The 21678-nt window shown below is 37.9% G+C and carries 15 protein-coding genes and 5 pseudogenes; 3 read left to right on the forward strand and 17 right to left on the reverse strand.

Annotated elements, in window-relative coordinates; genetic code table 11:
- Positions 1–22: 22 nt before the first annotated feature.
- The 13 genes and pseudogenes from PROCOU_RS00765 to PROCOU_RS00825 all read right to left on the reverse strand — a co-directional run bounded on the left by PROCOU_RS00765 (position 23) and on the right by PROCOU_RS00825 (position 14664).
- A complete protein-coding gene (locus tag PROCOU_RS00765; RefSeq protein ID WP_036069032.1) occupies positions 23–1396 on the reverse strand; it encodes a murein hydrolase activator EnvC family protein in 1374 nt (457 codons plus the stop codon).
- A gap of 133 nt (positions 1397–1529) precedes the next feature.
- Positions 1530–2771, reverse strand: coding sequence for a C40 family peptidase (locus PROCOU_RS00770; RefSeq protein WP_036069033.1), 1242 nt, complete (start codon positions 2769–2771; stop codon positions 1530–1532).
- 129 nt (positions 2772–2900) lie between these two features.
- Complete coding sequence (gene ftsX / locus PROCOU_RS00775) at positions 2901–3788, reverse strand: permease-like cell division protein FtsX (RefSeq protein ID WP_036069035.1); 888 nt, start codon at positions 3786–3788, stop codon at positions 2901–2903.
- Complete coding sequence (ftsE, locus tag PROCOU_RS00780) at positions 3778–4464, reverse strand: cell division ATP-binding protein FtsE (protein WP_036069037.1); 687 nt, start codon at positions 4462–4464, stop codon at positions 3778–3780. The genes ftsX and ftsE overlap by 11 nt, the downstream gene beginning before the upstream one ends.
- 544 nt (positions 4465–5008) lie before the next feature.
- Positions 5009–5878: a YitT family protein gene (locus PROCOU_RS00785; protein ID WP_036069038.1), complete on the reverse strand. Its 870-nt coding sequence runs from the start codon at positions 5876–5878 to the stop codon at positions 5009–5011.
- Positions 5879–5887: 9 nt separating this feature from the next.
- A protein-coding gene (prfB, locus tag PROCOU_RS00790) for a peptide chain release factor 2 (protein WP_133620757.1) occupies positions 5888–6989 on the reverse strand; the annotation gives its coding sequence in 2 pieces (ribosomal slippage) (positions 5888–6916 and positions 6918–6989; 1101 coding nt in all).
- Positions 6990–7118: 129 nt separating this feature from the next.
- Positions 7119–9632 (reverse strand): preprotein translocase subunit SecA, encoded by a 2514-nt coding sequence (gene secA / locus PROCOU_RS00800; RefSeq protein ID WP_036069042.1) that lies wholly within the window; start codon positions 9630–9632, stop codon positions 7119–7121.
- Between the two features lie 329 nt (positions 9633–9961).
- Positions 9962–10525, reverse strand: a complete 564-nt coding sequence (gene hpf, locus PROCOU_RS00805) for a ribosome hibernation-promoting factor, HPF/YfiA family (protein WP_036069044.1) — start codon at positions 10523–10525, stop codon at positions 9962–9964.
- A 215-nt stretch (positions 10526–10740) separates the two neighbouring features.
- Positions 10741–10908, reverse strand: a complete 168-nt coding sequence (locus tag PROCOU_RS16945; protein WP_077913273.1) for a ComF family protein — start codon at positions 10906–10908, stop codon at positions 10741–10743.
- A 260-nt stretch (positions 10909–11168) separates the two neighbouring features.
- On the reverse strand, positions 11169–11426 hold the full coding sequence (locus PROCOU_RS19155) for a double zinc ribbon domain-containing protein (protein WP_425268376.1): 258 nt from the start codon (positions 11424–11426) through the stop codon (positions 11169–11171).
- A complete protein-coding gene (locus PROCOU_RS00815; protein WP_036069046.1) occupies positions 11416–12726 on the reverse strand; it encodes an ATP-dependent helicase ComFA in 1311 nt (436 codons plus the stop codon). The genes PROCOU_RS19155 and PROCOU_RS00815 overlap by 11 nt, the downstream gene beginning before the upstream one ends.
- A 374-nt stretch (positions 12727–13100) precedes the next feature.
- Positions 13101–13953, reverse strand: a pseudogene (locus tag PROCOU_RS00820) (DegV family protein).
- Between the two features lie 24 nt (positions 13954–13977).
- Positions 13978–14664 (reverse strand): response regulator transcription factor, encoded by a 687-nt coding sequence (locus PROCOU_RS00825; protein ID WP_036069047.1) that lies wholly within the window; start codon positions 14662–14664, stop codon positions 13978–13980.
- Between the two features lie 364 nt (positions 14665–15028).
- On the opposite strand from PROCOU_RS00825, the pseudogene PROCOU_RS00830 reads away from it, so the two are divergent.
- The 3 genes and pseudogenes from PROCOU_RS00830 to PROCOU_RS00840 all read left to right on the forward strand — a co-directional run bounded on the left by PROCOU_RS00830 (position 15029) and on the right by PROCOU_RS00840 (position 17499).
- Positions 15029–15665 (forward strand): annotated as a pseudogene (locus PROCOU_RS00830) (YigZ family protein).
- On the forward strand, positions 15666–16193 hold the full coding sequence (locus PROCOU_RS00835; RefSeq protein WP_051994020.1) for a GNAT family N-acetyltransferase: 528 nt from the start codon (positions 15666–15668) through the stop codon (positions 16191–16193). It begins immediately after the preceding pseudogene.
- A 265-nt stretch (positions 16194–16458) separates the two neighbouring features.
- The gene (locus tag PROCOU_RS00840; RefSeq protein ID WP_036069048.1) at positions 16459–17499 is read left to right on the forward strand and encodes an LCP family protein; all 1041 of its coding nucleotides are present in this window, start codon (positions 16459–16461) and stop codon (positions 17497–17499) included.
- A 49-nt stretch (positions 17500–17548) separates the two neighbouring features.
- On the opposite strand, the pseudogene PROCOU_RS00845 reads toward PROCOU_RS00840, so the two are convergent.
- The 4 genes and pseudogenes from PROCOU_RS00845 to PROCOU_RS00860 form a co-directional block, all read right to left on the reverse strand.
- Positions 17549–18587 (reverse strand): annotated as a pseudogene (locus tag PROCOU_RS00845) (glycosyltransferase family 4 protein).
- 22 nt (positions 18588–18609) lie between these two features.
- Positions 18610–19735: pseudogene (menC, locus tag PROCOU_RS00850) on the reverse strand (o-succinylbenzoate synthase).
- Between the two features lie 7 nt (positions 19736–19742).
- Positions 19743–20474 carry a WecB/TagA/CpsF family glycosyltransferase gene (locus PROCOU_RS00855; protein WP_036069052.1) on the reverse strand — a complete coding sequence of 244 codons (732 nt, stop codon included), beginning with the start codon at positions 20472–20474 and terminating at the stop codon, positions 19743–19745.
- 162 nt (positions 20475–20636) lie between these two features.
- Positions 20637–21459, reverse strand: a pseudogene (locus PROCOU_RS00860) (3D domain-containing protein).
- Positions 21460–21678 lie beyond the last annotated feature (219 nt).

Raw genomic sequence — 21678 nt, forward strand, 5'->3', positions numbered from 1 at the left:
TAGTGGCTAATCGAGCTTGTTTTTAAATATAAGGAGATGGATCTACAGGAACACCATTTTTGTGTATTTCAAAGTGAAGATGCTGGCCTGTTGATTGCCCAGTTGAGCCCATCATTCCAATACCTTGTCCTTGAGAAACACTTTGCCCTGCAACAACCTGTAAGCTACCGGCTCTCATATGACCGTATAGTGTTTGATAGCCATTGCCATGATCAATTTCAACAACATATCCATAGCCACCATAACCGCTACCCGGAGCACCAAAACCAGAGAAAACAACTGTTCCACCTGCTGCAGCATAGATTGGTACGCTTCCGCCAGCCGCAATATCTTGACCTTTATGCGACTCATGTTGACCTGTAACAGGATTCGTTCTATCACTAAATCCAGATGTAAGAATTCCAGCAGCTGGCTTAATGAACATACCCGTTTGAGAACCCGCACTAATAGATGGAATAGAAATTGTTTCTGGTTCTTCTTGTGGTGCTGCGGCAGCTGTTTCTGTTCGCGTCACCGCTTTGGATCTTGCTTGTGCTGCAGCTGCTTTGGCAGTAGCTTCCCTTGCTGCGCGTTCTGCACTTGCTTTGCGAGCCGCCTCTAATTGTAATTGTGCTTGACGATTTTTCTCCGCTTGAATGTTTCCAGCTATTGTTTGTTCATTCGCTGCTAACTGGCCTTGTTGCGCTAATAAATCATTCTTTTGTTGCTGCGTTAAATCTTTTTCTGCCGCAATAGCCAAGATTAGCTCATCTTTTTGGCTTTTTTGGCTTTCTAAGTTATTTTTAGAAAGCGCGATTTCATTAGATAATTTCTTTAAATTCGCTAATTTTGTCTCTGTTTGCTTTTGCTTAGAGTTCAGAGCATCCTCATCTTCTCGCTGATCCGTCATAATATCTTTATCCGCGTTGACAAGCGTAGATACTAATGTCGCGCGATCAATAAAATCACTAAAACTATCCGAAGCTAAAATAACATTCATATATTCTTGACCATTTCCGTTTATTTGGATAGCACGTGCGCGATCCTTCAATAAATTAAGGCGGTCTTCAATACTTTTTTGCAGCACGGCGATTTCATTCTTTAATTTACTAACTTCTGCATTGGTTACCGATACCTCTTGTTGCTGTTTTTGTAGCTTCTTATTAGTTTCCGTTATACTTTTGACTAGGCTTTCTAGCTCTGCAGCTGTTGTTTGTTGTTTTCTTTCTAGAACAGATACTTCATGATCTTTCTCATCAATATGGCTATCTATATTAGAACGCTGTTGTTGAATCGCTTGTTGTTGTTTTTGTAGTTCATTTAAATCAGCAGCCTTCGCATTAGTTGGCACGAAAGTAAAAAGTCCAACTGCTACAGTAATTGCAAGGCCATTTGCAAGTAATTTCTTATATGTCATTCATTATTTCCTCCTAAATCAAATTCGTATATTACTATTTTTACCATGTCGTAAGTTAGAAAAAAAAGTACCCTCGTAAAGAATTATACAAAGGTACTTTTCTATTTTCAAAAATGTTTAATATCATTTAAAATTAGAAGTTAGCTACACGGCCAAAACCTACAAGAGATTGAGCCCAGAAGCCACTTGAAAGGCTATCAATTTTAACGCCATCGTTTTGAGCGTTAATCATTTTGCCTCCACCAATATAAATACCAACGTGAGCAATTCCGCTACCATAGCTGAAGAATACTAAGTCACCAGGTTTTGCTTGGCTTGAGCTAATTTTTGTAGATGCTGCGTATTGTGCACCCGAAGTTCTTGGAAGAGATATTCCTGCTGCACGGAATGAATAAGAAGTAAATCCAGAACAATCAAACGAACCTGGTCCAGTTGCTCCTAGAGAATATGGTTTCCCTAATTGTGCATACGCAGTTGAAATCATTGCATCATACCCAGATCCTGTTGGTGTTGCAATGCTATTGTTTGTAGAATTAGAAGTATTTGATGATGATTTTTTCGTTGACGTATTACTATCAGATTTAGAGCTATCATCACTTGAATTTGAAGAAGATGCTACTGATGATGAAGATTCAGCTGTATTTGATGATGACTCCGTTTTAGTTTCTGTAGCTGCGATTGGTTGAACAGTTGTAGCTTCTTTCGCCGCCGCTGCACGAGCTGCTGCTGCCGCCGCTTCTCTATCACGTTGCGCGACTAAAGTAGATTTCTCTTGTTCTGTTGTTGCTTGTTGTGCCGCTAATTGAGCTACAACAGCTTCTTTCTCAGCTTTTTGAGCTTCGATTTTATTTTGTTGTTCTTCATAACTTGCAATTGCTTTTTGTTGTTTCTCTTGCTCTTTTTTCACAGAAGCAGATTTTGATTTCAAAGCATCTTCATCTTTTTGTTGCTCGTCAAGAATTGCTTTATCAGAATCAACAATTGTATTTACTGCAGATACACGATCCACTAAATCACTGAAATTGTTAGCTCCTAAAACAACATCAAGGTAAACATTTGAATTTGAGTTTACTTGCATAGAACGTGCGCGCTCTTTAAGAACTGCTTCACGCTCTTTAATACGTGCATTAATAGCTGCGATATCAGCATTTAATTTCTTTAATTGTTCTGCTGACTTATTGAAGCTCGCTTGTAGTTCTTTCGATTTCGCTTGCGCTGATTCTAGTTTAGTCACTAAAGATGACAAATCAGCTTGTAAATCAGCTTTCTTAGATTTAAGGTCGTTTAGCTTTGCGTCCTTTTGTTGAATATCTGTGTTAACATCCGCAAATGCATTCGTTGTAAAAACTGGTGATAAACTGATTACAGCTGCCATTGACGCAGCGATTAAAGTATTTTTTTTTCAAAAGATTTTACCTCCTAAAAAGCTCCCTAGGCTTTTCTTTCATTAAATTTTTTTATTATTTTTTAGAATGCGTCCATTTCTCTGATACGCATTTAATTGTTATACTTTCAAGAATCTACGGATGGAAATTGCACTTCCCCATATACCAATCAACACTCCGATAGCAATGATTAATCCTGCTATCTCATACATAAATGGAGTTGGCGTCAATAGAGAAAGATTTGTGCCTTCACCAAGTTTTGGATTGACGAAATTGTAAGTGTTAATATAACCCACAAACGTTAATGCTACTGGAACAATAGATCCTAGCAGACCTAGCCAAGCACCTTCTAACACGAACGGCCACCGGATAAACCAGTTTGTCGCTCCTACCAATTTCATAATTTCAATCTCGGTTCGACGCGAGTATATCGCAATCTTAATCGTATTGGAAATCAAGAACATGGCTGTTAACAAAAGGCCAGCACTTAATATGATACCAGCATATCGTCCCCATTTCAAGACATTAAACAATTTATCTACTGTTTTTTCTCCATAGTTCACTTTTGCGACATATTTCATTTTCTGAATCTCGGTTGCAACTTTCGCCGTTTCGCTCGGCTCCTTCGCTTGAACAATGAACACATCGTAAAGTGGATTATCCTGTTCGAATAACTCGAAATCTTTACCATATGTAGAGACTAATTTCTCCATTTGCTCATCTTTTGAAGAAAATGTGACGCTATCTACGCCACTCAGTTGCTCAATGTTGCCCTTTAGCCCATCCTGTTGATCTTTTGTAGCAGTCAATTGAATATGCACGTTAATTTCAACGTCATTTTCCACATCGTCTGCCAACTTGTTCATGTTCATCATAATCGCAAAGAACACACTTACCAAAATCAAAGTTACTGTTACCGCACTAGCTGCAGCAAATGTCATCCAACCATTTCGATACAGACTCTTAAAGCTTTCTTTAAAGTGTCTACCCACTGTTCTAAATTTCATAGCCATAATCTCCTTGCTGTTCATCACGAACGATTCTACCGTTTTCAATAGCAATTACACGATGTTTTAGAGTATTAACAATCTCTTTATTGTGTGTCGCCATAACGATTGTCGTTCCGCGATTACTTATTTCTTCAAGGATATTCATGATTTCCCATGAAGTATCAGGATCGAGGTTTCCGGTTGGTTCATCTGCAATTAAAACCTTTGGCATATTGGCTATCGAGCGAGCAATCGAAATACGTTGTTGCTCCCCGCCAGACAACTCATCTGGTAGCATTCTGACTTTGTGTTTTAGATTAACTAGGTCTAACACTTCCATAACACGGTTTTTGATGACTTTTGGATCTTCTTCTACCACTTCCATCGCATAAGCAATGTTTTCATAAACTGTTTTGCTAGGAAGCAATTTAAAATCCTGAAAGACAACACCAACGTGTCTTCTTAAAAATGGTACTTCACGATTTTTCATACTGAGTAAGTCGAACTTATCAACATTAATCGTTCCTTTGGTCGCCCGCTCTTCTCTGTAAATCATCTTAATAAAAGTAGATTTACCTGCACCACTTGGACCTACGACATAAACGAATTCTCCCTGATCGATCCGAATATTCAATCCGTTCGCAGCTGTAATGCCGTTGGGATACTTCTTATACACATCTTCCATAACAATCATATTATCACCTAACTATGCCTTTCTTAAATCAAGCTCGAATAATATAACGTGTACGATAAGCCCAGATTATGCAGTGAAGATACACCATTTCTATCGAAGTGCGTAAAGTCACAACGCATAATACCATTATAGCATCTCAATTTTTCAGGTTCGGGTTAATTACGTTACAGTTATATTTCAACCAATGACAAGTTTTATTTTATTCGCAACATACTTATTTACATCTATTAAATCGACGAAAATCTCATAACTTCTAGCTTTGTAAAAAGACCATAAAAAAAACGTGCCACGCTTCCTGCACTGTTTTACTACTCTCCTATTGTACCGCGTTTTCCAGTGAATTAATATTACAGGGATATTAAAAATAGTTACAGTGAAATCAATTGGAATAGACCACTTTTAATATGTAAAGGACCTACTAAAAACACTTAGTTACTATCTTGTTACACAACTGTTATACAAAAAATAGGCTCTAATCCAAACTGTACTATAAAAAAAAGCAGCATCAACGTAATTAAGCCAATGCTACTTCTATACTGTATTACTAACTATTAAAGCCTTCTCCCATAACCTCACTTGCACTCATCACAACAACAAATGCATTCGGATCACTTTCTTTTATGACCCCTTTAAGTCGGGAAAATTCTGATTGGGCAATGACACACAATAGAATCTGCCTGTCATCCTCTGTATACCCACCTTTTGCTGATAAACGTGTAATACCTCGATCAATTTGGAATAGGATAGCTTGGCGTATTTCATCTTGCTTTTCCGATATAATGAGTACCGTTTTCGACTGATTAAGTCCTACTTGAACAAGGTCAATCGTCTTACTTGTCGCAAACAGACCAATTAAAGCATATAATCCCGACTCGATATCAAAGACAAACATAGCTGCAATAACGACAAACCCATCAATTAGAGCAACACAAATACCTAGCGACAAATTCGTAAACTTGTGCAAAATTTGTGCTATAACATCTGTACCTCCTGTGGATGCTTTTCCTCGAAAAACGACTCCGAGGCCTATACCAACAAGAACACCTCCAAAAAGAGCCGCAACAAGAGGTTCATGCGTCCAAACTGTCCAATCTGACGTTAAATAAACAAACAATGGCATAATCATTGTACCAACAAATGTCTTAATCCCAAACTGATAACCTAGGAAAAACACTCCAGCAAAAAATAACGGAATATTAAATGACCATTGAATATATGCTGGTGTCCATCCGGTTAAATAGTTAATAATCGTACTAATCCCGCTCACACCACCAGAAGCGACATGGTTGGGTAGTAGTAGTACATTAAAAGCTAGCGCGATAATGAAAGCACCTAAAATAACATAGACGTACTCCATCACTTTTGTTAATTTAGGTGACAGTTTGCGTCGTTTGACTGGCTTTATTTCGTTCATTTTGCCACCTTAATCAATCCGTGAACGCAGATAGCCATTGATAAATTCATCAATATCGCCATCCATCACTGCTTGGGTATTTCCGGTTTCAACATTTGTACGGTGATCTTTTACCATCGAATATGGGTGGAATACATAGGAGCGTATTTGACTTCCCCAGCCAATCTCTTTTTGTTCTCCACGAAGTTCGGCAAGTTCTTTTTCTTTTTCTTCTTGTTCTTTTTGGTATAGTTTTGCTTTTAACATTTTCATTGCCTGATCGCGGTTTTTTAATTGAGAGCGCTCAGACTGGCATGTGACAACGATGCCTGTCGGAATATGGGTCATACGAACGGCTGAATCGGTCGTATTAATATGCTGACCACCTGCTCCGGTCGCACGATACGTATCAATTTTCAAATCTTCTGGACGAACTTCAATTTCGATATCCTCATCCATTTCTGGCATCACATCGCACGATACGAAGGATGTATGGCGACGTCCTGAAGAGTCGAATGGAGAAATACGAACGAGGCGATGAACCCCTTTTTCAGCTTTTAAGTAGCCGTATGCATTATGTCCTTTAATGAGCAATGTCACGCTCTTAATCCCCGCTTCGTCTCCTGCTTGATAATCCAGCATTTCGACTTTGAAATCCTTTTTATCTGCCCACCTCTGATACATCCGTAAGAGCATAGAACCCCAATCTTGTGACTCTGTTCCACCCGCACCTGGATGCAACTCCAAAATTGCGTTATTTTTATCGTAAGGCTCACTTAACATTAATTTAAGTTCGAAATCTGTCAACTTCGCCATAAAATTCGTTAATTCCGTCTCTAATTCGTTTTGCAATTCTTCATCTGCCTCTTCACGCAAAAGCTCTAAACTGAGTTCTAAATTTTCTTGTTCTTCTTCTAACTCATGAAACGCATTATACGTATCTTTGTAACCATTTGCTTCATTGATAACCTTCTGTGCTGCTTGCTGGTCATTCCAGAATTCTGGGTCCAGCATTTGATCCTCTAACTCAGCAATTCGAACTTCTATGCTGTCTAAGTCAAAGAGACCCCCTAAAGTCTTTGATTTGTTGGGCTGTTTTCTCTAGTTCATTGCGAATTTCAGCTAATTCCATTCTCAACACCTCTTTTTCATTTTTCATGCAATAATGCTTCTTTAATAATATAGCATACTTGGTTGAAAACTGCGATTAGTATCTTGATGACATACAAAAAAACCAGAAAAATTCTGGTCTTTTGTGTTCTTATTTTTCTTTACCGTGACAATTTTTATACTTTTCGCCACTTCCACATGGGCATGGATCATTACGACCGATGTGTTGATCTTTGTGAACTGGCTGTTTCTTAGCTACGGGCTTACCTTCATTTGGATCAATAGCATCACCTTTAGCCACTTGTTCCCGCTCAAGATTTTGACGAATTTCTGCTTTCATGATGTAACGAGCAACCTCTTCATCAATCGAGCTAATCATCGCTTCAAACATCTCAAAGCCTTCTGATTGGTATTCACGTAAAGGATCAATTTGACCGTAAGCACGTAAATGGATGCCATCACGTAAATGATCCATCGCATCGATATGATCTACCCATTTCGTATCTACTACACGTAGCAATACTACTTTTTGGAACTCATTAAATTCCTCTTCTGGAAGCAATGTTTCCTTTTCGTTGTAGGCTTCATTTACTTTTTCCAAAATAAAATCTTGAATATCATTCGTTTCCATATTTTTGATGTCATCCACACTGATTACGTCTTCTGGAAGCAAATTTGCCTCTGCAAAATCGATAATCCCTTGTAGGTTCCACTCATCGCGATCTTCTTGTCTCGGAGCATTTGATTGTACGACATAGTTCACAACGTTTTGAATCATTGGCTCGATGACAGAACGCAGGTTATTCTCAGCCGTGATAACTGCGTAACGCTGTTTATAAATAACTTCACGTTGTTGGCGCAAAACATCATCATATTGAAGTACTTGTTTACGAGAATCAAAGTTGTTTCCTTCAACACGCTTTTGAGCGGATTCAACAGCACGACTAACCATTTTACTCTGGATAGCTTCGTCGTCCATTCCAAAACGTTCCATCATTGCCTTCATATTATCGGAACCGAAACGTTTCATAAGTTCATCTTCCATAGAAAGATAGAATTGCGTTACACCTGGATCTCCTTGACGGCCAGCACGACCACGCAACTGATTATCGATACGTCTAGATTCATGGCGCTCTGTACCAATAACAGCTAATCCGCCTGCTTCAATTGCACCTTCACCAAGTTTAATATCGGTACCACGACCAGCCATATTTGTCGCGATAGTAACAGAGCCTTTTTCACCAGCAAACTGGATAATATCTGCTTCTTTTTCGTGTTGTTTCGCATTCAAAACACTATGTGGTACACCTTTACGTTTTAATTTGTGAGAAATCACCTCAGACGTCTCAATTGCAACGGTACCAACCAGTACTGGCTGTCCATTAGCATAACGTTCTGCAATATCTTCTACCACTGCATTAAATTTTGCGTCAATTGATGTGTAGATTAAATCGGCACGGTCATCACGAATGATTGGTTTATTCGTTGGTATTTCGATAACACGCATATTGTAAATATCACGGAATTCTTCTTCTTCCGTTTTTGCTGTACCAGTCATACCAGACAGTTTCTTATACATACGGAAATAGTTCTGGAATGTTATCGTCGCCATTGTTTGCGATTCGTTTTGAATAGTAACGCCTTCTTTTGCTTCAAGTGCTTGGTGCAACCCTTCACTGAAACGACGCCCTTTCATAATACGACCAGTAAATTGGTCAACAATTAAGACTTCATCGTCCTGTACAACATAATCCACATCTAGATGCATCGTATAATTTGCTTTCAAAGCTTGCGCAATATGGTGTAATAGCGTTGAACTTTCGATATCAAATAAGTTCTCAACATCGAAGTACTTCTCACCTTTTGTCATACCCTCTTCAGTCATATATACCGATTTAGTCTTAATATCAACTGTGTAGTCTTTCTCAACTGTCAATGTTTCCACAAACGAATTAGCGCGAACATACAGAATAGTCGATTTCTCTGCTTGACCAGAAATAATAAGCGGTGTTCTTGCCTCATCGACCAGTATAGAATCGACCTCATCAATTACCGCATAGGAAAGCGGGCGCTGTACCATTTGCTCTTTATAAACAACCATATTATCACGTAAATAGTCAAATCCAAGTTCATTGTTTGTGCTGTACGTAATATCCGCGGCATAAGCTTCACGTTTTTCTTCACTGGAAAGAACATTCAAATTTAGTCCAACAGAAAGACCGAGAAAATTATATAAAACTCCCATCTCTTCTGCGTCACGTTGCGATAAATACTCATTGACTGTAACGACGTGAACACCATTGCCAGAAAGAGCATTTAAATAAACTGGTAGTGTCGCTGTTAAAGTTTTACCTTCACCTGTTCTCATTTCTGCGATATTACCTTCATGTAAAACGATACCACCCATTAATTGAACACGGAACGGGAACATACCTAACGCACGCTTCGCTCCTTCACGCGCAATAGCAAACGCCTCTACCAAAAGGGAATCCAATGTTTCCCCATTCTGAAAACGTTCTTTAAATTCTTCTGTTTTCGCACGTATCTCATCATCAGAGAGCTTGGCTGTTGCTTCTGCCAATGCCTCAATCTGATCTGCTTTCTTTTCTAGATACTTAATATCTTTTTTACCAGATTCAAATATCTTTTTCAATAAACCTGCCATGATCTTATTCTCCTCTACTGTTTCTATACTTTCCCTGAAGTTTGAAATCGTCGCGCTCTTCCCATTTCCTGACGCAACTGCCTTATCACAGGCACACTAGTCAATTCTACCATCTTTCGCCTGCCTTTTACAACCTGTTTTCCTGTGAACATTTCGACGCATTTTCTTTGATTCTTTATAAAAGCCTAAGCTATGCGCTTTATCTAAATAAAAAAATAATACCTTTCATTCAATTCTAATCATTCACTTTTTTATTTCTAATTTGAATTTGACAGCAAAAGCCGAGATCCCCTTATTTTGGATCCCGGCTTTTAGAGGACGTGTCTAAGTCAATTCGTTTCAATCAAACCGTATTTGCCATCTTTACGACGATACACGATGTTTGTTCCATCGGACTCTGCATCTGTATAAACAAAGAAACTATGCCCTAATAAATTCATTTGAAGCACGGCTTCCTCACTATCCATTGGTTTCAATGAGAATTCCTTTGTGCGAACAATGTCTAATTCACTATCATTCTCAAATTCATCTGGTGCAGCACTACCGTTCACTTCTGCAAAAGCAAAATAATCATGCTCGGCACCTTTATCACGGAATTTGCGATTCACTTTTGTTTTGTGTTTACGGATTTGTCTCTCTAATTTATCTACAATTAAATCAATACTTGCATATAAATCCCCGCTCGTTTCTTCAGCACGTAGCACTAAATTTTTGAGAGGAATGGTCACTTCAACCTTTGCGTTTTTATCAGAATAAACTTTAAGATTTACATGAACATTAGCATCCGGAGCCTCGCTGAAATAGCGCTCTAATTTGTCGATTTTCTTTTCAACATACTCTCTAATCGGCTCTGTTACTTCAATGTTTTCGCCACGAATGTTATACTTTAGCATAGCAATTCCTCCTTTGAAATAAAACAAATCATACTTTACAAGAAGTGAATGACTCCTTAGATACAGTCTACGTTATAATGTAGCATTTTGCAAACATTTACACGAAGCAAAATTACTATTATCCTAGCGTTTACATAGTCTGTAAGTATGACGCTGTTACTCTATTCATTCCACAAATCTTCAAATACAAACCTAAAATGATTGAAAATTTCGCTTTAACGAAAAATAGTAAGGGAAAATACACTTTTGGCGCCCGCTTCCATAAGTGCATCTGCTGCTAAATGTATGGTTGTTCCTGTTGTATAAATGTCATCCACTAGCAATATTTCTTTGGAATCAATGTGCTCTTTATTTTCTACAAAAAAGAATTGCTCTTGCCCCATTCGTTCCTTTCGAGTTTTTTTTAGATTGTTTCTCTGTATGTTCTCTTCTTAACGTTATTTCAAATGGGATACCAGCTAGACGCAACAAACCCTCTGTTTGATTAAACCCGCGCTCTTTTCTTCGCTCTGGACTGATAGGAAGCGGTATTGTGACATCCTTCTTTACTAATCCCCATTGTTTCTGTAACTGCTCTGAAAAAACTCCCGCAATAGCGTAATCACCTCTGTACTTGTAAAGAGTCATCAACTCTTTTGCGAATTCATTGTATGTGTAACAAGCAATATTTTTTTTGTAAATTGTTCGCTCCCATCTCCCACTTTTGGCAATCTGCGCAAATCACTACTTGTTCAAAGCTATCCATCGGCCTACCACAACCTTCACAAGTGACCCCGTAAACCATGTCCAATCTGGATTCACAGGTAGAACAAATAGTCTGTTTTTTGTCTTTGACTAATAGACTGCACCAAGAGATATTGGTTAGTGTCTCTCTGCCACACACTAAACATTTACTCCTCATCTAGTAACCCTTGACGCTTCCCAAGCTTATTCATCATTTTTATTTGAGAAATAGCTAATGCCATATTTTTAGAAACACCATCATGAAAAAATAGTACGTCCCCTCTGGGATACTCCATTTTCCTTCCAGCTCGACCAGATATTTGTACAAGCGCAGATTCTGTAAAAATCCTTCCTTCACTTCCAAAAACACCAACTTGTACATTAGTAAACGTAACTCCACGTTCAAGAATTGTGGTACTGCATAGCAACCGAATAGTTCCGTCACGCATTTGTTGTACTTTCTCCTTCCTCTCCGGATCAGCAGAATGAACGGTCAGCAGTGGTCCAAAACCCATTTTTTCAAGTATTATAGCCACTTGGAGCATTACTTTAATTTCCGGAAAAAATAACAATACTGGACACCCTTCACTTAATTTTTGTCTTATCCACTGAATTGTTATTTTTGAAACATTGCCCTTCTGTAAGCCTTTTTTCCAATCACCTATCCATACCTTCTTCGGCACAGGCAATTGTTTTCGATGATATCTAGCTGGAACTTTCACAAAATTCCGCTTCCCTCTATCACATTCTTTTTGCCACTTCCTGTCCGGTGTCGCTGTGATGAAGATAGAGCAACCTGTACTCAATTGCGCTTTTTGAACCGCATATTCTAAAAATGGATCTTTGGCATATGGAAACGCATCTACTTCATCTATAAAAACAACATCAAACGCCTCACAGAACCTCACTAGTTGGTGTGTTGTTGCAACTACAAAACGCTCTCCATTGTATACATCTGCTGAATCCCCATATAAACAAACCATCTCCACATCAGGAAACACTTGTTGCAGGCGAGGGAATAACTCTAAGCAAACATCCACTCTTGGAGAAGCAACACACAGACGCCCACCGTTTATTAGAACCTCATTCATTCCCTTAAACATCATCTCTGTCTTACCTGAACCAGCGACTGCCCATAAAAGTAAATCTTTCTTGTCTTTAACCGCCTGATGCAGCTTATCAGATGCGACTTTTTGACCTAATGATAATTCACCTTTCCACGCTAAATACGTACTTCTCTGATGCTTAGTACTTGTCGTACTCGGTGAAAAAAATAGTTTGCTGCACTCCGTTATTTTCCCCATCATAATGCAGTTTCTACAATACAAACATTCCTCCTTATTACAGCGACTACAAGGAGATCTAAAAAATAGTTCCTCTCTATTATTTCCACATCTAAGACATAATTTCTTTTTTTCAGTAACTTGTATGGCCTCAACGAACTGCATATTATCAGTATCTGTTAGTTCTTCTGCCATGAACAATTGTCCTTCTATTTTTTTTCTGCAATATCTTCACCTCGTATATCCATTTATACACGAAATAAAAAAAAAATTGCCAATTACGATATTTCGATTTCCATGCCTTATTTTGTTTTTATTCACGCACACCATAAGCTAATATTTGTCTTTTCACCTTAAAGCCATCCTTTTTGTAGCCCTTTTGAACTTTTTTATGCTTTTTATTTTTATTGAGATTTAGAGTATACTACAAAAAAACCTCCTAATTAGGAGGCTGAAACAGAATTTTGAACAGGACAGGACACTAACTAAATAGGACCTGTGTCGAGTACTATATATTCGGCCTTACTTTGAATACTTGTCGTCAATTAATTAAGATTATATCTCAATTTCTACTTAATTGTCCATACTAGAGCCAGCGATCCTGCTCCAAGATGTGTGGCAATAACTGGACCGAAATAACTAATTTTAAAATCTACATGAGGATGAGCTACTTGCAACTCCGCTTTCCATGTCTCTGCCTTTTCATAACAATTGCCATGAACAATATAAGCTTGTTGCGCCTGACCATTTTCCACAGCCTCTGCTAAAAGCCCATCAATCCTGCGAAAAGCTTTTTTCTGTTGTTCTGATTTTCTCGAATAAGACAATCTTTTTCTCCTCAAAATGAAGAATGGGCTTAATTTGAAGAACACTGCCAATAATGGCCTGTGCATTAGAGAGCCTGCCTCCTCTTGCAAGGTGATTCAAATCGTCTACAATAAAATAAGCACCCATAGCATCTCGCATAGCATCTAACTGCTTCAGAATGGCCTCCAATTTCTCTCCTGAAGCTACTAATTCGGCAGCCTTTTCTACTAACATTCCCATAGCCATGCAAGCAATTTCTGAATCATAGGCTACTACTTGAACACCTTCAACTATATTACCAGCTGACACAGCATTTTGATATGTGCCACTAATACCGCTGCTCAGGTGGATACTAATAATAGTATCAAATCCCTTATCACGTAATTTCTCATACAAAATTATGAAATCGCCTGGTGCTGGCTGAGAAGTAGTTGGAAATGATTTTGATGCATTTGCAATACTATAGAAATTATTTTCATCAATGCCCTTGCCCTCCACGTAGGACTGTCCATCAACTATGACCGAAAGAGCCACACTATGAATCTCATACTTATCGATTACTGCTTGGGGTAAATAAGCAGTACTGTCCGTCACGATAGCAATTTTTTCCCCCATAAAGTCACCTCTAATTTAACGATTTTATCGAATGAATACCCAACCGTTTTTGATTGCAGTAACAACGGCCTGCGTACGATCATTTACTTTCATTTTTTGCAAAATACTACTTACGTGATTCTTAACAGTCTTTTCGCTGATGAAAAGGGTTTCGCCAATACCACGATTACTCTTGCCATCCGTCAATAGTTGCAGAACTTCACATTCTCTGTGCGTGAGAATATGTAAAGGCATCTTAACCTCTGGCTGTTGATAACCGTAGGCACCTTGAGCATTATTAGTGCTAGCTAAATGACGATATTCGCGCACTAATTTAATTGCTGCTTTAGGATGTATATAAGCTCCACCATCTTCTACTGTTTTAATAGCGTCTACGAGGTCCTTAGCATCCATCTCTTTCAATAAATACCCTACTGCTCCAGCACGCAAAGCTTCTGTAACAAACTCATCTGTATCATGAATAGTTAAAACAACTACTTTAATACTAGGGAATTGTCTAACCAACATTTCTGTAGCATCCAAGCCATTCACTGTAGGCATATTTATATCCATGAGTACGATATCAGGTCGATATTCGCGTACCTTAGCAACAATATTTTTTCCATTTTCCGCTTCAGCAATCACTTCAAATGAATCCTCTAATTCTAAAATACGTTTTATACCTTCACGAAATAATTGATGATCATCTACAATCATGATTTTTACAGTCATAATGAGAAATCCTCCTTCAAAATTGTTATTTTTATATTCGTTCCCATTTTTTATCCCTTTAGTAGCTCAAAAAACTACTTAAAACAATCTATCGACTATATTCCTATAGCTTTCTCTGTATTATTTCATGCTTTTCTAGAAGCCATTGTTATTTGCTATGTTTTGTAGGGCTAAGCGTTCCATAAAAATGCCTAGGCGATAAAAAATTTATCTATCAAAAGTAACAATGGAGTTCATTATACCATGAATTTGCTCCCACTTCACCTTTCAAATATGCTACAAACTCATTTTCTAACTATACATACATTCATTTTTCCGTTAAACTTGTGAAAGAAGGTGACTAAATTAACTATTGGAGGCCTGTATGCTAGAAAACTATTTAACAATCAGAGTAGCTGGGCAACACGAAATAATTATTGAGAAATCTAGATTTATTTGTTCTATCATTCGTGCAACTGATGAACAAACGGCTCAAGAGTTTATAACAAGTGTAAAGAAATCGCATTGGAACGCTAGTCATAATTGTTCTGCCTACCTTATCGGTGAACGTGATCAATATCAAAAAGCAAACGATGATGGAGAACCTAGTGGTACAGCTGGTGTCCCTATGCTGGAAGTTTTAAAAAAAGAAACGACTAAAAAACGTAGCTGTTGTTGTTACAAGATATTTCGGTGGTGTTAAGCTGGGAGCTGGTGGCTTAGTTCGTGCATATGGTACTGCTGTGAGTGAAACTTGTAATGTGCTCGGTATTGTTGAGCGCTCACTCGCAATGATTATTTCATGCACTCTTGATTATTCAGCGCATGCAAAGTTTGAAAATACGCTAGAAAAAGAAGGTTATCAAATCTCAAACACTACATTCACTGATAAAGTTATTCTTGACGTGTACGTTGATAGTGCTGACGTAGATTTGTTCCGAGAGTGGGCCATAAACTTGACAAATGGACAAGTTCAGCTACAAGAAAATGGACAAGAATATCGTGAAAAGGATGTCATTTAGATGCTAGTAGATACACTACGACTACTACCAACCGAATTCGAAACAGCACACACAAAAAATCAAATGATGACTTGTGATGATGCTCCTCAAATGCTAAAAATCTGGTCTGATGATGATGTGACACGCTTTATGAATATTGAAACATTCAACACAATCAACCAAGCTCGTGAAATTATCTCAGCTATACTTCAAGAAGAAACAGCAAATAGGTATGTTATTTTTTATAAAGAAAATAGTGAATTAATAGGTTCTTGCGGGATTAATGAGCTATGCATGGAAAATATGACTGCTGAAATAGGGTATGAATTGAAGAAAAGCCATTGGGGGTTAGGTATAATGACCGAAATTCTTCAAACATTTATACACATAATCCAAACCACAACTAGCATCCGAGCGTTGAAAGCAAAAGTCGACCCGGAGAACATTGCTTCTATAAAATTATTAGAAAAATTAAGATTTAGTTTCGATGAGGCCACAACCGAGTTTGATATGAATACTAAGACGCTAAAAAAATATAAAAGTGTATAGCCGTGGAATAATTTAACTAAATCGCTATTACATACGACTTATTTTGCCTTATTTTTGATGATTTTAATGTTCATTTACGCCCCCCTTATGTATAATAGAAAAAAGTGCATTTATTTTTGCAATGTTCTTTACTATAACTTTAAAGCAAACGTAAATTTACTGTAACAAACTAGGTTTCTTATCATGGTACAATTGCATCTATTGCATATACAAATACTTTACTTCGGGATTTAGCTAGAAATTTAATTATAAGGAGAAATAATTCATGCCTATAAACAAAAGCCCAGCTCCAAGAAGCGCAAAGTATAAACGGCGCCGGTTGGTACTTTTTTCAGTCTTGATTCCATTGATGCTAATCGTACTTGCGTGTGCTGGATATGCTACATATTTGTTCAGTTCAGCAAAGCTCGCCGTAGATAGTTCCTATGATAATGTGAGAAGTGGAGAGGCCTCATCACTACGAAATAAGGATGTAGACCCCATCAAAGATAGTTTTTCCTTCCTGATTATTGGTGTAGATGATAGTACGAAACGACAAGCGAACAATGGGGGTAGCCCACGTAGCGATGCGCTGATACTAGCAACATTAAATGTTAAAGATAACAAACTTGATATGACAAGCATACCCCGTGATTCTTATGTTCACATAGAAAGTAAAGATGGTAAGACAGACAGATACACAAAAATAAATGCTGCACATGCTTACGGTGGCCCAGAGCTAACTATGAAAACAGTAGAGGATTTATTTCAAGTCCCCGTTGATTATTATGTTCGTTTTAATTTTGACGCTTTCCTAGAAATAGTTGATGCTCTTGACGGAGTCGATGTAGACGTACCAGTTGACTTCACAGAACAAAACTCGAAAGACCAAGCAGGAAAAATTACCTTGAAAAAAGGAAAGCAAAAATTAGACGGAGAACAAGCATTAGCGCTCTCAAGAACACGCCATATTGATAATGATATCGAGCGTGGCAAAAGACAGCAACTCGTCATGAAAGCCATTATTGATAAAGCTACTTCTATAGGCTCTATCAATAAATACTCTAACGTGATTAAAGCAGTTGGAGATAATATGAAAACAAACATGACTTTTTCACAAATGCTTTCCATTGCTAAATATGGTATGACAAACGATATTGATATGGAATCTCTCGCACTTAAAGGGGAGGACGCACCGCAAAACGGCGTATACTATTACCAGCTAGATGAGAATTCTGTGCAGAGTGTGGCTAATGAGTTCGCAGGACAACTCCAAGGGGTCAACAAACCTTTCCCAAGTGCAATGCCATATAATGAAGAAAACTAAACATAAAGGCGCTAACTACTAGAATTTGTCTAGTGTTTAGCGCCTTTTACTATGGTCGTTTCCTCCTTATTTTTGATAGTATATTCAAAATCGGACGATGGTTCTCTCCTATTAAACCAATAAACTCCACAATAACTTCTATACACAGGGCTAGTAGTACTAATAAAATAACAGCTCCCCAAGTAGTAGAAAATGAGAATACAAACCCAGTGATAGAAAACAAAATCGCCATACAATAAATGAGCAATACGGTCTGCCTTTGAGAAAAACCTAGTGCCATAAGACGATGATGAATATGGGATCTATCTGCCATCGAAATCGGTGTTCGTGCTTTTAATCTTCTTACGATTGCAAAAAAAGTATCGGAAAGTGGAACGCCTAGAATAATTAGAGGAACCAGTATAGATATAAAAGTTACATTTTTAAAACCCATTAATGACAGGACAGCAATCATGTACCCTAAAAATAATGACCCTGTATCACCCATAAAAATCGTTGCTGGCGGGAAATTATATACAAGAAATGCCAAGATACAGGCAATTAACATGAATGCTACTGGTGCTACAAATATGTCTTGAAGTAGCAAGGCCATTCCAGCAATAGTCAATAGCGCAATAATTGAGACCCCTCCAGCAAGGCCATCCAAACCATCAATAAGGTTTAACGCATTCACAATAGCAACAATCCAAATAAGTGTAATTGGAATTGCCCAAGCCCCAAAATAAAGTGGCCCCATAAAAGGGATATTGATAAATTCAATCGTTATCTGCCCCCACAACACCACACAAAGCGCTGCGCTAATTTGGCCGACAAGCTTCCAACGGGGTGACAATTCAATGATATCATCAATAAATCCAGTCATTACAATAATCACCGCACCTATATATACTGGTAAAAAGCCACTTTTATCAACAGCTAAAAGTAACATACCTACCGTAAACGCGAAAAAAAATGGCTAATCCGCCTAATGTTGGTGTGATTTTAGTATGAATATGCCGTTCACGAGGTTCATCAACAGCATTTATATAAAAAGCAAATTTGCGAACTAACGGGATAATCAAAATTCCTATTAGAAAACAAATGATCATAATCCATATCTGCAAATTAATTTCAGCTCCATCCTTTAGTTTAAGATGATGTATTCCCATCGTTTACAATAGGATTCCAGACTTTTTTCGTCTATATCCACTCCAATCCCTGCGCGCTTTGGAGTTGTTATCTTACCATTACTACTCACGAATTCTTCTGTGATAATATCTTTCTCGAAGTAACGATTGGAAGCTGATATATCTCCTGGAAAACTAAACTCTACTCTCGATGCTAAAGCAATATTGTGTGCTCGACCGATTCCTGCTTCAAACATTCCACCGCACCAAGCGACCATATCATTTTCATTACAAAATGTAGCAATCTTAATCGCTTCTGTGAGTCCACCAACGCGAGCTACTTTAACATTAATCGCTCTGGCACTCTTCAATTTAGAAGCTTGGATGACATCGGCCAATGAACGAATATTTTCGTCTAAACAAATTGGTGTTTTGAGTTGTTTTTGTAACCAAGCATGATCCACTAGATCGTTCACACCAAAAGGCTGTTCTAGCATTGCCAGATTATATTTATCCATTTGTTTGAGAATTGCAATATCCTCTCTCCTATAGGCGGAATTAGCGTCTACCATCAACAAAAGCTCCGGAAATTTATCTCGGATTTGCTTTATAAAGTCTACATCAAAGCCCGGTTTAACTTTCAACTTAACTCTTGAATAGCCCTCATTCACATAACTACTAACCGTTTGCAACAATTCATCAGGATGTTCCTTAATGCCGACGCTAACGCCGACTGAAACATCACTTATTTTACCACCTAAGTATGTAGCTAAAGGCTGATTAGACATTTTTGCAAAAACATCCCAAACAGCTGTTTCTATAGCGGCCTTTGCCATCTCATTTCCACGAATCGATTGAAAAATTTGATTTACCTGATTTGGTTCTTGAAGCTCAAAATTTTGGAGCAGCGGTAGTAAATGATCTTTGATTATTAAAGTCGCTGTTGCAGTAGTTTCCTCTGTATACCAAGGAGCTGCGAAGGCATCCAATTCACCATATCCCTCTATACCATCATTTGAGACGAGTTTTATAATGCATAGGTGTTTATCCTTCATGACTCCATAACTAGTCTTAAACGTCTCCTTAAGAGGCATAACAAGATAGTATAGGGTAGCGCTTCTAATAATCATATGAAAATCACCCGTGCCTTCTTTGTTTTTTCATTGCTAACATAAAACGTGGAATCGCTAATGCGCGTTTCCAACGGCTAGGTTGTGATAATATTCGGTATAACCACTCCAAGTTAAACCTCACCCAAAAATCAGGAGCTCGCTTTGTGCAACCCGAAAGAACATCGAAGCTACCACCAACTCCCATAAATATACCTCTATCAAATTTATCTAAGTGAGTTGATATCCATCGTTCTTGCCGAGGAAAACCTAATGCCAAAAACACAAAGTCCGCCTGATTTACTAAGATATCCTCAGCAATCGCCTCCGAATCAGAAGCGGTAAAATAACCGTCACGAGCACCGACAATCTCAATCCCCTTATATTCACATTTCACATGTTCAATTAACTTATCTATAATATTTGGCTTAGCCCCAACAAAATATACGCTCATCTTCATTTCATTCGCCTTTTCGAGAAGTCCTAGCATTGTATCATAGCCAGTTACTCTTCCTTTAAGCGGCTTCCCAATACTCTTTGCAGCCTTAACCACTCCAATACCATCCGCAACAATATAATCTGCTTGCTGAATCGCTCGGTTAAATTCCAGATCTTGTTGCGCATGCATTACTATTTCAGGATTAGCCGTCACAATAAATCTCCGCTCTTTATTTACAGCAGCATCTATTAATTCATCCACAAAAGCATTCTGAGAAACATTGTAAAATGGAATACCTAGAATTTCAACAGTCCGTTTCATATGTTCACTCCTATATTTCTCATATCTCTAAGTTTATCATAAATATTCGATTCTTCCTATGCTAAATTATATATTCTCTCGCCACTTCATCTATGTAACTACTAGGAAAGCGCAAAAATTCGCGATTGATAAATATCAATCGCGAATTCATAAAATTTCTATTTAGTTTAAAATCTGAACTTTTACAGTCTTAACGCCCCAATTATAACATGCTTGTACGCTGTCTAAATGAACATCAATTTTATTACCTTTAATAGCTCCACCTGTATCAGCCGCAATCGCTTCTCCATATCCTTCCACATAAACTTTAGAACCTAGAGGGATGACAGATGGGTCAACAGCTATAACTCTTGGATTATCATTTAAATCAATTCCAGAAGCTGTAATATGTCCCATGCCTGGTTCAGCCTTACTATATGCTGTAGCAGTAACAGTTACTTCCTTCGCTACACTTCTAGACGAACTCTTATTTGAGCTTTGTGTTTGCTTACTCGGAGTATTAGTTGTTGCCTTCTGTTGTTTTTGTGGTGCTTTCTCTTGAACTGCTGATGCATCTGCTTTAGTTTCTTGCTTTGGTGCGACAGATTCAGAAGCTGTTTCTTTAGACTGAGTACTACCAATATTCAAAGTTTCACCCGCAATAATTAAATCTGACGATAAAGAATTCCAAGATTTTAACTGAGCAACGGTAACATTATTATTTAGAGCAATCTTACTTAGCGTATCACCGGGTACAATTTTGTATGTACCTGTAGTTGTTTTAGGAGTTTGATTAACTGTCACTTCTAATTTTTTGATTTGGGAAAATAATGTTTGAGCTTAAATCATTAATTTTCTTTAATTGACCTATGGAGATGTTATTCTCATTCGAAATTTTCCATAGTGAATCTCCTGGTTGAACCGTATACTCTGCTGCACTAACTTGAGTGGATCCAATCCCAGCTAGGACGACGCCTGCCGCAATTGTAGCTACTGTTTTCTTCATGTAATAATTACCTCCTCGATAACTTCGAGAATAATCGTATCATACGAGCGAACATCATTGGGTTACTAAATCATTAAGGCTACGTAACACACTACTCTCAACCACCTCGTTATGCGTAATATTCGTTAATAAACTTTCTTATATGAATTTTCTTTATATTTATCATTTAGATTAATATAAAGAACTTTATTCGCTACACCTTCATTCCGAAGTATTTTA

The sequence above is a fragment of the Listeria rocourtiae FSL F6-920 genome, from assembly GCF_000525975.1.
In the GTDB taxonomy this organism is placed as follows: domain Bacteria; phylum Bacillota; class Bacilli; order Lactobacillales; family Listeriaceae; genus Listeria_A; species Listeria_A rocourtiae.